Origin of the sequence: Streptosporangium minutum (assembly GCF_002149035.1) — a bacterium.
GTDB lineage: Bacteria > Actinomycetota > Actinomycetes > Streptosporangiales > Streptosporangiaceae > Streptosporangium > Streptosporangium minutum.
On sequence record NZ_NGFP01000281.1, the window covers coordinates 1 to 11,682 of the forward strand.

The following is an 11,682-nucleotide window of genomic DNA, read 5'->3' on the forward strand; positions in this document are numbered from 1 at the left end:
CGACGAGGACTCGGCAGCCCGGCTCCAGCCGACCCTGATGTACTGAAGGCGAAACGATGGAACTCACCACCTTCTGGTTCGCGGTCATCGCGTTCCTCTGGACCGGATACTTCGTCCTGGAGGGCTTCGACTTCGGCGTGGGCCTGCTGGCCCCGGCGCTGTCCAGGAACGAGGCCGAGCGCAAGCAGGTCCTCGGCACTATCGGCCCGGTCTGGGACGGCAACGAGGTCTGGCTGATCACCGCGGTCGGCGCGATGTTCGCCGCGTTCCCCGCCTGGTACGCCGGGCTGCTCAGCGAGTTCTACCTGCCGGTCACGCTGGTCCTCGTCGGGCTGATCGTGCGCGGCATCGGCCTGGAGTGGCGGGGCAAGGTCCACCACTCCTCCGACCGCGCCTGGTGCGACCTGGGCATCCTGGTCGGCAGCGCCCTCCCGGCCTTCCTGTGGGGCGCCGTCTTCGCCGACCTGCTGCACGACAGCGCGATCGCCGCACTGGTCGGCGGGGTGTTCTCCCTGTCGCTGTGCGTCCTGCACGGCGCGGTCTTCGTCGCCCTCAAGACGTCCGGGCCGGTGCGTGCCCGGGCCCGCCGTACCGCGATGGCCGCCTCCGCGGTGGCGCTGCCCGCCGCGGTGGTGGCGCTGTCCAACATCCCGGCCGCCGGCACGGCCGTCGCCGACTGGGCGGCGACGCCGTGGCTGTGGGCGTGCGCGCTGACCGCGATGGCGGCCCTGGCCGCCGGGATCGCACTGACCTGGCGCGGCCGGGACGGCTGGGCGTTCACCGCCACCGCCTCCTCCATCGCGCTGGGCTCGATCGCCCTGTTCGGCGCCCTCTGGCCCGCCCCCCTGCCCGGACTGACCGTCGCCGAGGCCGCCTCCGGCCCCTACACGCTGGGCATGCTGACCTGGATCGGCCTGATCGCGCTGCCGTTCGTGCTCGGCTACCAGGCCTGGTCCTACTGGGTGTTCCGCAAGCGCCTGGTCGCCGAGGTGTCCTGACACATCCACAGGCGGAGCACTCGACGGCCGCCTACGCCCGGCGCGGGGGAAACAGGTTGATTTCCCCCGCGCGGCTCTGCAGCATTCCCTGCGTGACACCTCCCAGCCTGTTCCGGCACCGGAACTTCATGCTGCTGTTCGGCGCCGACACGATCAGCCAGTTCGGCACGCAGATCAGCCTGCTCGCGCTCCCCCTGGTCGCGGTGCTCGCACTCGGGGCGAGCGAGTTGGAGACCGGGCTGCTGATCGCGGCCGAGACCGCGGCGTTCCTGCTGGTGGGACTGCCCGCCGGGGTCTGGGTGGACCGGATGCGCCGGCGGCGGATCCTGATCGCCGCGGACCTGGTCCGCGGCGCGCTGCTGGCATCGGTGCCGATCACCTGGTGGCTCGGCGCGCTGACCCTCCCCCACCTGTACGGCGTGGCACTCGGCATGGGCCTGGCCACGGTCTTCTTCGACATCGCCTACCAGAGCTACCTGCCGAGCCTGGTCGGCCGGGACCAGCTCGTGGACGGCAACGCCAAGCTGGAGATCGTGCGGTCGGCGGCGGGCGTGGCCGGGCCGGGTGCCGGCGGCGGGCTGATCCAGGTGCTCACCGCGCCGGTCGCGGTGCTCGCGGACGCCGTCAGCTTCCTCGGCTCGGCGCTGTTCCTGTGGCGGATCGACGCCGCCGAGCAGACCCCGGACCCGGCTGAGCGGCGGGGGCTGCTGAAGGAGATCGGCGAGGGGCTCCGGTTCGTGGCCACGCACCGGATCCTGCGGATGATCGCCGCCGCCACCGCCACCGCCAACTTCACGAACGGGATGTTGGCGGCCGTAGAGATGATCTTCCTGACCCGGGTGCTGGGCCTGTCCCCCGGCGCCATCGGCCTGCTGTTCTCCGCCGCCGCCCTCGGCGGGCTCGTCGGCGCGGCGATCGTGGGCGCGGTCGGCCGCCGGGCCGGCACCGCCCGGACCATCTGGCTGTCCATCCTCGTCACCGGGCCGTTCATGCTCCTGGTGCCGCTCTCCGGGCCCGGCTGGGGAACGTCGCTGTTCGCGATCGGCATGTTCATGAACGGGGTCGGCGTGGTGCTCTACAACGTCAGCCAGGTCAGCTTCCGCCAGAGCGTCACCCCCGAGCACATGCTCGGCCGGATGAACGCCACCATGCGCTTCGTCGTGTGGGGCACGCTCCCTCTCGGCGGCCTGGCCGGAGGCGTGCTGGGCGAGATCTTCGGCGCCCGCACCACGCTGTGGATCAGCGTCCTGCTGGCGCTGCTGGCCGTGGTGCCGCTCCTGCTCTCCCCGCTGCGCACGCTGCGCGACCTGCCGGACGCCCAGGAGGCCGGCGTCTGATCCCCGGAGCGGGCGAGGACGGACCCGGCACCGAAGCCCCCGAGTGGGCACACAGGGAATTCGCATGAACACCCCAGGCGACAATCCCGCTCTGCACAGTATGCAGAAATACCGTGAAGGAGACTCCGGTGACAGCGGAGAGCCGCCCTGTACGTACCGGCCTTGGTGGTTGGGAACGACCGCGGCGGCCGGCACATGGAGTCCGGTGCCGACCCGCATGGACTCATCGATGTACGCGCATGACTCGCTGTTAACGATCTGTCACCGTAAGGGATCGCTACGGCATCCGCCCCTGGTTCGTCAATGGTGAGCAGGCTGTTCATCCGCGACCCGGCGGGGGCGGACAGGACCGAAGGTCAGGTTTCGGAGGTGGATCGTCCGGTCGCCGCGCGGCGCAGGTCGAACAGCTCCGACGGGGAGATCGGCATCCTGTCGATCCCGATGCCCTCGGCGTCCTCGATCGCCGAGGCGATCACCGCCGACACCGGGATGACCCCCGCCTCCCCCGCGCCCTTGATGCCCAGCGGGTTGAGCGGGGACGGCGTCTGCAGGTGCGCGGTCTCCACGAGCGGGATCTCCGTCGCGTAGGGCATCAGGAAGTCCATGAACGAGGCGTTCAGCAGCTGGCCGTGCTCGTCGTAGACCATCCGCTCGTACAGCGCGCCGCCGACGCCCTGGGCGACGCCGCCGTGGATCTGTCCCTCGACGATCATCGGGTTGATCAGGTTGCCGCAGTCGTGGACGACGGCGTAGCGCAGGATGCGGATCTCGGCCGTCAGCGGATCGGTCTCGACGATCGCCGCGTGCATGCCGGAGGCGAAGGTCGAGCGGAGCGGCGAGTAGTAGTCGCGCCCCTCGAGCCCCGGCTCCTGCCCCTCCTCCACCGGCGGCCTGTCGAAGGCCGGCGTCCCGGCGAACTGGGTCGCCCGGGCCGCCTCCTCGTCGAAGGCGTAGCGCAGGGGGTTGGACAGCACCGCGACGGTCGCCAGCGGTATCGAGGCGCCGGGCGCGCCCAGCACCCGCACCTCCCCGTCGACGATCTCCAGGTCACCGGGCGCGGCCTCCAGCGCGTCGGCGGCGATCCGCAGGGCCTTCTCCTTGACCTTCCGGCACGCCAGCGCGATCGCGTTGCCGCTCATCACCGCCGCCCGCGAGGCGAACGTGCCGACCGCGTAGCCGAACCTGCGGGTGTCGCCGGTCACCACCGAGACCCGCTCCAGCGGGACGCCCAGCTCGGCCGCGGCGATCTGGGCGAACACGGTCTCGTGGCCCTGCCCCTGGGAGGTGAGCCCGGTGGAGACGTGCACCCGGCCGTCGGAGGTGATCTGGACGTGGCCTCCCTCATACGGCCCCACACCGGTGCCCTCGACGTAGCAGCCGATCCCGATCCCGATCCTGCGCCCCTCGGCCGCCGCCCGGGCCTTCGCCTCGGGGAAGGAGTCCCAGCCGATGAGCTCCTTGAGCATCCGCAGCGACTCCGGATAGTCGCCGCTGTCGTAGATCAGCGGGCGGCCGTCCTGGAAGATGAGGCCCTGGTCGTAGGGGAACTCGTCGGGCCGGATGAAGTTGACCTCGCGCACCGCCGTACGGTCGGCTCCCAGGTGGGCGGCGATGTGGTCCATCGTCCGCTCCATGCAGAAGACGGCCTGCGGGCGGCCCGCCCCCCGGTACGGCGTGACCTGCACGGTGTTGGTGTAGATGGAGGAGAACTCGACCCGGTAGGCGCCGATCTTGTAGGGGCCGAGGAGCTGGGTGGAGGTGATGATCGGCACGATGATCCCGTACGGCGTGTAGGCGCCGTGGTCGTGCAGGATGTTCACCTCCAGTCCGAGCACCCGGCCGTCGTCGTCGAAACCGACCCGGACGGACTGCACCTGGGCCCGCTCGTGCGCCGAGGAGACGAAGTGCTCGCGCCGGTCCTCGGCCCACTTGATCTCGCGGCCCAGCAGGATGGCCGCCCACGGGACCAGGACCTCCTCCGGCCACGGGTGCACGATCTTGACCCCGAAGCCGCCGCCCACGTCGGGTGCGATCACCTCGACCTTGGGAAGCGGCAGTCCGAGCTTGGCGGCGATCGCCATGCGGACGCTGGTGGAGGTCTGGGTGCTGGTGTACACGCGCAGGGAGCGGTCGTCGGCGTCCCAGCGGGCGTACACCCCCCGTCCCTCCAGCGGCATGGACGCGCTGCGCTCGATGTCGAGCCGGAAGGCCAGCGTGTGCGGTGCGGCGTCGATCGCCTCCCGCGCGCCGAGCCCGGCGGCCGAGGGCACCTCCTGAACCAGGTGCGCGCCGACGTTGCCCGGCACGTCGTCGTGGACGAGCTGCGCGGACTGCGCCGCCTCCTCCACCCCGACCACCGGCTTGAGGATCTCGTAGTCCACCCGGATGAGCGCGCAGGCGTCCTCGGCGAGGTAGCGGTCGCGGGCGACGACCATCACGACCGGCTCCCCGACATGCCTGACCACGTCACGGGCGAGCGGGTGGGCGGTGCGGCCGTGGGTCAGCGCCGGATGCGGGATGAGCAGCGGCAGCGGCTGGGCGAGCAGGGCGGGCAGGTCCTCCCAGGTGTAGATCGCCACCAGCCCGTCCACGTCGATCGCGGCCGAGACGTCGATGTCGCGGATGCGGGCGTGCGCGTGCGGGGACCGGACGAACGCCGCGGCCAGCGCGTCGCCGCCGAGGTCGTCCAGGTAGCGTCCCTGTCCGGTGAGCAGCCGGGGATCCTCCCGGCGCCGCACCGGCTCCCCGAACAGCTTCGTCGTCATGCCGCCCTCACCCCCCGTGGCCCGGCGGGACGCCGCTCACGCCTCGCTCGCTCATACGGCCTCCTCACGCGAGGCCCGGGGACCGCGTCCGCGGACGCCGCGGCCCTCATCGGCTCGCTCGCTCATACGACTTCCTCGCCCGGGGCTCGGAGTCCGCATCCGCGAACGCTGCTGCGCCCATCGGCTCGCTCGTTCACGACTCCTCCGCCATGATCTCGGCCGCGCGGTGGACGGACTTGACGATGTTCTGGTAGCCCGTGCACCGGCACAGGTTGCCGGAGATGCCCTCCAGCACCTCCTCCTCGCTCGGTGCCGGGTTGTCCCGCAGCAGGGCGGTGACCGTGCACAGGAAACCCGGCGTGCAGAAACCGCACTGCAGGCCGTGGCATTCGGCGAAGGCCCGCTGCACCGGCGACATCGCGCCGCCGGGGGCCGCGAGCCCCTCCACCGTGGTGATGTCATGCCCGTCCACGGTGACCGCGAACGTCAGGCAGGACCGGACCGGCTCCCCGTCCAGCAGCACCGTGCAGCATCCGCACACCCCGTGCTCGCATCCGACGTGCGTGCCGGTCAGGCCGAGATCGTGCCGCAGGCAGTCCGACAGCAACCGCCGTCCCGGCACCTCGACCTGCCGGACCACCCCGTTCACCGTCAGCGTGATCGCGATGTTCATCGTCGGCTCACCGCTCCTCCGCCGCGTCCACGGCCTCGTCCCGCCGCCCCTGCCCGGCCGCCCCGGCTCGGAGCCGGCTCCGCTCACGCATCGAGCGCCTCCCGTGCCGCGTCCCGCAGGGCCTGCTGGGCCAGGACGCCGGTGAGATGCCGCCGGTAGTCGGCGGTCGCGTGGATGTCGGCCTCCGGAGCGGTCCGCTCCTGTACGGCCCGCGCCGCCGAGGCCCAGTCGGCCGAGGCCGGCGGACGGTGGCCGCAGGCCTCGGTGACGTCGACGAGGACCGGGGCGGGGCCCACGCTCACGCACGCCACCCTGGCGGTGGTGATCCGCAGGTCGTCGTCCAGACCGACCAGCGCCGCGACCCCGGCGAGGGCGTAGTCGCCGTGCCGCCTGGCCACCTCCCGGAACGCGGTGCCCGAACGCGGGGGGAGCAGGGGGAAGAAGGCGGAGACGGCCAGCTCGCCCGGCTCGGCCGCGGACTCCAGGATGCCGGTGAAGAAACCGGCGGCCGGGACGTCCCGGACGGTTCCGGGCCGGGCCAGCCGTACCGAGCCTCCGAGAACGGCGAGCACGGCGGGCAGCTCGGCGGCAGGGTCGGCGTGCACCAGGCTGCCGACCACCGTGCCCCGGTTGCGGATCACCGGATGGGCGACCAGCCGGAGCGCCTGGCGCAGCAGCGGCTGGGCGGCGGCGACCTCCTCGGAACGCTCCACCTGGGCGTGCCTGGCCAGCGCGCCGACCCGGACGCCGCCGGGCTCCACGTCGAGGGTGGCCAGCTCGGTGAGCCGGTTGATGTCGACGAGATGGCCGGGAGCGGCCAGCCGCATGTTGAGCATCGGGATCAGGCTCTGGCCGCCCGCGAGCACCTTGCCGTGCTCCCCGACGTCGGCGAGGGTCTCCAGCGCCTCCCCGACGGACCGGGGGGCGTGGTAGTCGAAGGGTGGCGGCTTCACCCGGACGCCTCTCCCCGCTGCCCGGTCCCGCCACCGGGGGCCTGCCCAGGTCCGCCGGGTTCCGTGCCGGTCCGGCCGGGCTCGTCCCCGGTGCCGGGGGCTATCGCCCGCAGCAGGTGGTAGCCGCCCACCACCACGATGGTGCCCAGGGCGATGCCCTCCAGGACGAAGTTCGAGCCGATCATCTGCTTGACCGGGCCGATGGCGAGGATGATGCCCGCGCCGACCGGGACCATGTTGATCGGGTTGGAGAAGTCGACCTGGTTCTCGATCCAGATCTTGGCGCCGAGCAGGCCGATCATGCCGTAGAGGATCACCGTGATGCCGCCGAGCACGCCGCCGGGGGTCGCCGCGACCAGCGCGCCGAACTTGGGGCAGAGGCCGAACAGGATCGCGATGACGGCGGCGATGTAGTAGGCGGCCGTGGAGTAGACCCGCGTCGCGGCCATGACCCCGATGTTCTCGGCGTAGGTGGTGGTCGGGGAGCCGCCGAAGGTGCTGGCCACCACGGTGGCGACGCCGTCGCCCGCGATCGCCCGCCCCATGTAGGGGTCGACGTCGGTGCCGGTCATCTCGCCGACCGCCTTGACGTGGCCGATGTTCTCCGCGATCAGCGCGATCACGGCCGGGAGCACCAGCAGTACGGCGGAGAACCGGATGTCGGGCAGGAAGGTGTCGGGCCAGCCGATCCAGTCGGCCTCCGCCACACCGGCGAAACTCACCCGCGGATGCGTGTCGACCACGCCGGTCGCGGCGTTGTAGGCGGTGATGTTCCCGAAGAGCCTGTCGGCCCCCCAGGAGAGGGCGAAGCCGATGACCAGGCCGATCAGGATGCCGATCCGGCCGATGAACCCCTTGAAGGCCACGATGATCAGGAAGGTGACGAGCATCGTGGTCAGGGCGATCCACTGGTCCTGCGGCCAGTAGACGTCGGCGACCACGTAGGCCAGGCCGAACCCGATCAGCATGACGACCGCGCCGGTGACGACGGGCGGGAAGATCCGGTTGATGATGTGCACGCCGAGGTAGTGGATCGCCACGCCCACGAGCGCGAGCACCAGGCCGACGACGAGGATCGCCCCGGTGACGATCGCGTCGGCGGCGGGCGTGTCACCGCCGAAGGAGACCCGGATGGCCAGCACCCCGCCCACGAACGAGGCGCTCGTCCCGAGGTAGCTGGGGATCCTCCCCTTCACGATGAGCAGGAACATGATCGTCGCGACGCCGGAGAACATGATGGCGATGTTGGGGCTCAGACCCATGACCAGCGGGAAGACGAACGTCGCGCCGAACATCGCGATGACGTGCTGCGCCCCGAACCCGATCATGCGCGGCCAGGACAGTCTCTCGTCCGGTCTGACGACCTCTCCGGGCGCCAGGGTCTTGCCGTCGCCGTGTTTGGTCCAACCTGCAACCATCAAGCCCCACCTCTCACCGGGCCGTCGGTCGGTGGCCGCCCCGCGGGCATCCCTCCGGCGAATCCCCATGCTGTCATTGCGGGCACATTAGGCCTGCGGTCGTACCCTTACACCGTCATGATCTGCCAAAACTGATCCGCTGACCAGTGGTCGCCTTACGCACAGCGTCATCACTGATCAGGTGAGTACCACCGGGACCAGGTGCCACACCTGTTGAAGATCTAAACAACCGCCATGAATTCCGGACCGCCGGGGACGGCAGACGGCGAGGACGGCGGGAGGGAACGGCGGGACCCGGCAGAGACTCCGCGGGGACGCGACGGTGACTCCGAGGACCCGGTGGGGACGCGCCGGGGACCCGGCGGGTCAGCCTCCGGCGCCGACGACGCGGATCTCGAAGCCGTCGCCGGTGACGACCTGGCCGGCGCGGATCTTGCAGGTCTTGCGGAGCTCGACCTCGCCGTCCACCATGACGTTCCCCTCGGCGATGAAGTGCTTGGCCTGGCCGCCGGTGTCGGTGACGGCACAGTACTTCAGCAGGTCGCACAGCGGGATGTAGTCGGTCTCCAGCTCAAAGGTCTCGTTCACGCTCCAGAGTTTAGAGGCCGTGCCCTCAGATGCCGCGCATCCGCAGGACGTGCAGCGCGAGGGTGAGGTTCAGGCGGAGGTGGGCGTCCTCGGTGAAGTTGCCGAGCATCCGTTCCAGCTTGCCGATGCGGTAGCGCAGCGTGTTGTAGTGGAAGTGGAGCCGGCGGGCCGTCTCGGCGACGTTGAGGTTGGTGTCCAGCAGCACCTGCAGGGTCCGGCGGAGGTCGGCGTTCTCGGCGTCGGCGTCGGCGGCGAGCGGGCCGAGGGTCTCACGGACGAAGGCGTGCAGCTCGGCGGTGTCGCTGACCAGCGAGAGCAGGCGGTAGACGCCGAGCTGGTCGAAGTGGGCGACCGCCGCGGGGCCGTGGAGCTGGCGGCCGACCCTGGCCGCCTTCAGGGCCTGGCCGTACGCCTCGGGCAGGGCCTCGGCTCCGGCGGCGGTACGGCTGGCGCCGGTGGAGAAGGTGGCGGGCAGGCATTCGGCGAAGGCCGCCGCGGCGTCCTTGGCCAGGCGGCCGGCGTCGACGGCCGCGTCCACGATGGTGACGACCTCGTGGGAGAAGCCGGCCACCGCGCCGCGCGGGTCGTGGCGGCGCATCGCGGCGGTCCAGCAGGTGACCAGGCGGTCCTGGGCGACGCGCTCGTCGCCCTCCGGGTCGAGCTCGGCCACCAGCACGGTGACCGGGCGCTCCAGGTCCCAGCCGAAGGCCTTGGCCCGCGAGGCGACCCGTTCGGAACCGCCGGCCCTGCCGGTGAGCACGTCGCGCAGGAAGTCGGCGCGGTATTTGCTCTCGACCGCGTTGACCGCCTCCTGCCGGGTCACCACCAGCGCGGCGACGGTGGCGGCACGTTCCAAGATTCCGACGTCGCTGTCGCTCACCGACCCGACGGGGCCGCAGGCGACGATCCGGCCGTGGTGGTGGCCGCCCGCGACGACGGGGACCGAGGTGTGGCGGCCCTCGGGGGTGCCGCGCAGCGCCGCCAGGTGTTCGGCGGGCCCGGCGGCGGCCAGCACCTGGCCGGTTCCGTCCAGCACGGCCACGGCCACGTCGAGCAGCCCGGCCACCTCGGCCGTCACCTCACGCAGGCCGCCCCCCGCGAGCACGACCTGGACCAGCGCCCGGTGCGCCTCCTCGGCCCGGGCCAGCACGGCGGCCTGCCGGTTGAGGATGTCGGTGAGCACCTGGTTGAGGATGTCGTCGAAGCCGACGTCGTCGGGGAGCTGGATCAGCGGGAAGCCCAGCCGGTCGGCCTGCTCCACCATCTCCTCGGGCAGCCGGTCCAGGTAGCGGCCGAGCTTGATGGCCAGCGCGGCCAGGCCACGTTCGTCCAGGTCGGCCACGAGTCGGTCGAGCGACTGGGGGGTGTTGCGCAGCGGGTAGCCGGTGGTGAGCAGCAGCTCGTGGGGCTTGACCCAGGCGAGGACGTCCGGAACCTCCATCACGTTGAGCCGCTGCACGATCCGGCCCAGACCCCGCTCCCCCGCGATCAGGCGGGCTCCGGCCAGTGTCGAGACGCCGAGCACCTCCCCGACGGCGACTCCGTGGATGATCGTGCCGGTGCTTGCCAGGCGCACGGGAGGTTCCATGCAGCGATTGTGACTGATGGAACCGTCTGTCAGGAAGAACCAACCTTTCGGCTGACTGTTGGCATCTTTCTCCGTACGGCGTGGCTCCGGGACCGTTCTACCGTCGGCTCAATGGATGGGGGGAATCCGTGATCGAGCGCAGCGAGCGAGCCGGCGGGCACGGCACCGGCGCGAGCCCGCCGAGGGGGGCCTCATGACCGTTGGAACGCACCCGAGAGCACAGCGGGCCCACGCGCGGACGGACGCGACCGGCGCGGCCAGCACGGCCCTGCGACGGCTGCTGGAGTCGCCCCGCCGCCCCGCGCGGGTGCTGGCGGCCTTCCCCTACGGGATCTACCTGGAGGTCCGTACCGAGCTCGAACCACAGGTGATCGCGGTGGTGACGGGTTCGGCCGTCCGGCTGCCCAACGCGATGGTGGTCACCGACCCGATGCCGCGGGTCGCGGTGGGCGACGAGGCGTACGTCGGCGACGGATCGATCGAGGTCGGACGGCTCAGCCTGCGGGCGCACCGCTGGTGGAACCCGGCTCCGCCGCTCGGCCCGGTGGATCCGGCACGGCTGGCGGCCGCGCTGCCCAGGCTGGCCGCGCTGTGCGACCGGTCGGCCAGACGCCCGGGGCTGGAGGGCAACGGCGCCGCCGACCTGCTGGCCGAAGGGTGCGCCGAGGCCTCGCTGCTGCGCGGCGTCACGGCCGCCGAGCAGCTCGTCGGGCTGGGGCCGGGGCTCACCCCCAGCGGTGACGACATGCTCGCCGGGGTGCTGGTGGCGCTGCGCCACCTGGGCACGGCGGCCGGGATCGGGCGGGCCGTCTGGCTGGCCGACTGGCTGGCCGCCGCAGTCACCTTCGACGCCCGTGGCAGGACCACTCCCATCTCGGCGGCGCTGCTGCACTGCGCGGCCCGTGGCGAGGCCGGCGGCGAGGTGCTCGCCGTGCTGCGCGGCCTGGCCGGGCGGCAGGATCTGGAGCCGGCGCTGCACCGGCTCCTCCAGCTCGGCCACACCTCGGGGGCGGACCTGGCCTGGGGGTTGCGCATCGGCCTGGCCGCCGTCGTCAGTCTGGAGGGCAGGAGCGAGTGAGCACCGACCTGGTCCGCGTGCGCACGGGGGTGTACCACGACTCGGTGAGCCTGATGCGGGTCAGCCAGGCGGTCACCGGGCTGCCCGGGGTGGAGGTCGCGGTGGTGGCGATGGCCACGGAGCTCAACCGCGGCATCGCCGCCGAGCTGGGCTTCGACCTCCCCGAGGCGGGCCCCGCCGACCTGCTGATCGCCATACGGAGCGGCGGCCCGGCCGCGCTGGAGGCCGCCGCCGCCGAGCTGGACCGGCTCCTGGCCGGCCTGGCGGGCCGTACGGGCGGGGGG

At 72.1% G+C, this 11,682-nt stretch carries 9 protein-coding genes and 1 pseudogene; 4 read left to right on the plus strand and 6 right to left on the minus strand.

Annotation, left to right across the window (positions count from 1 at the left end; genetic code table 11):
- The first annotated feature begins 56 nt into the window (after positions 1-56).
- Positions 57-998, plus strand: coding sequence for a cytochrome d ubiquinol oxidase subunit II (gene cydB / locus CA984_RS37790; protein ID WP_086578193.1), 942 nt, complete (start codon positions 57-59; stop codon positions 996-998).
- A gap of 92 nt (positions 999-1,090) precedes the next feature.
- A complete protein-coding gene (locus CA984_RS37795) occupies positions 1,091-2,335 on the plus strand; it encodes an MFS transporter (RefSeq protein WP_086578194.1) in 1,245 nt (414 codons plus the stop codon).
- A 356-nt stretch (positions 2,336-2,691) separates the two neighbouring features.
- Here the strand turns inward: CA984_RS37795 and cutA are convergent, their stop codons facing one another.
- The 6 genes from cutA to CA984_RS37825 form a co-directional block, all read right to left on the minus strand.
- Complete coding sequence (cutA, locus tag CA984_RS37800) at positions 2,692-5,100, minus strand: aerobic carbon-monoxide dehydrogenase large subunit (protein ID WP_086578195.1); 2,409 nt, start codon at positions 5,098-5,100, stop codon at positions 2,692-2,694.
- Positions 5,101-5,293: 193 nt separating this feature from the next.
- Positions 5,294-5,773 (minus strand): (2Fe-2S)-binding protein, encoded by a 480-nt coding sequence (locus CA984_RS37805; protein ID WP_031159454.1) that lies wholly within the window; start codon positions 5,771-5,773, stop codon positions 5,294-5,296.
- 83 nt (positions 5,774-5,856) lie between these two features.
- Positions 5,857-6,726 carry an FAD binding domain-containing protein gene (locus CA984_RS37810; RefSeq protein WP_086578196.1) on the minus strand — a complete coding sequence of 290 codons (870 nt, stop codon included), beginning with the start codon at positions 6,724-6,726 and terminating at the stop codon, positions 5,857-5,859.
- The gene (locus tag CA984_RS37815) at positions 6,723-8,144 is read right to left on the minus strand and encodes a uracil-xanthine permease family protein (RefSeq protein ID WP_086578197.1); all 1,422 of its coding nucleotides are present in this window, start codon (positions 8,142-8,144) and stop codon (positions 6,723-6,725) included. The genes CA984_RS37810 and CA984_RS37815 overlap by 4 nt, the downstream gene beginning before the upstream one ends.
- Positions 8,145-8,510: 366 nt before the next feature.
- Positions 8,511-8,732, minus strand: coding sequence for an RNA-binding S4 domain-containing protein (locus CA984_RS37820; RefSeq protein WP_012893112.1), 222 nt, complete (start codon positions 8,730-8,732; stop codon positions 8,511-8,513).
- Between the two features lie 25 nt (positions 8,733-8,757).
- The gene (locus tag CA984_RS37825) at positions 8,758-10,320 is read right to left on the minus strand and encodes a PucR family transcriptional regulator (protein WP_086578198.1); all 1,563 of its coding nucleotides are present in this window, start codon (positions 10,318-10,320) and stop codon (positions 8,758-8,760) included.
- Between the two features lie 193 nt (positions 10,321-10,513).
- Here CA984_RS37825 and CA984_RS37830 point away from each other — a divergent pair, with 193 nt between their 5' ends.
- Positions 10,514-11,398 carry an oxamate carbamoyltransferase subunit AllH family protein gene (locus CA984_RS37830; RefSeq protein ID WP_086578199.1) on the plus strand — a complete coding sequence of 295 codons (885 nt, stop codon included), beginning with the start codon at positions 10,514-10,516 and terminating at the stop codon, positions 11,396-11,398.
- A pseudogene (locus CA984_RS37835) lies at positions 11,395-11,682 on the plus strand (FdrA family protein); the annotation flags it as partial. The gene CA984_RS37830 and the pseudogene CA984_RS37835, both read left to right, overlap by 4 nt.

Excerpts from the sequence above, each read along its gene's own strand:
- CA984_RS37815 (WP_086578197.1), bottom strand. The coding sequence starts at position 8,144 with ATGGTTGCAGGTTGGACCAAACACGGCGACGGCAAGACCCTGGCGCCC.
- CA984_RS37830 (WP_086578199.1), top strand. The coding sequence starts at position 10,514 with ATGACCGTTGGAACGCACCCGAGAGCACAGCGGGCCCACGCGCGGACG.
- CA984_RS37825 (WP_086578198.1), bottom strand. The coding sequence starts at position 10,320 with ATGGAACCTCCCGTGCGCCTGGCAAGCACCGGCACGATCATCCACGGA.
- cutA (WP_086578195.1), bottom strand. The coding sequence starts at position 5,100 with ATGACGACGAAGCTGTTCGGGGAGCCGGTGCGGCGCCGGGAGGATCCC.
- cydB (WP_086578193.1), top strand. The coding sequence starts at position 57 with ATGGAACTCACCACCTTCTGGTTCGCGGTCATCGCGTTCCTCTGGACC.
- CA984_RS37805 (WP_031159454.1), bottom strand. The coding sequence starts at position 5,773 with ATGAACATCGCGATCACGCTGACGGTGAACGGGGTGGTCCGGCAGGTC.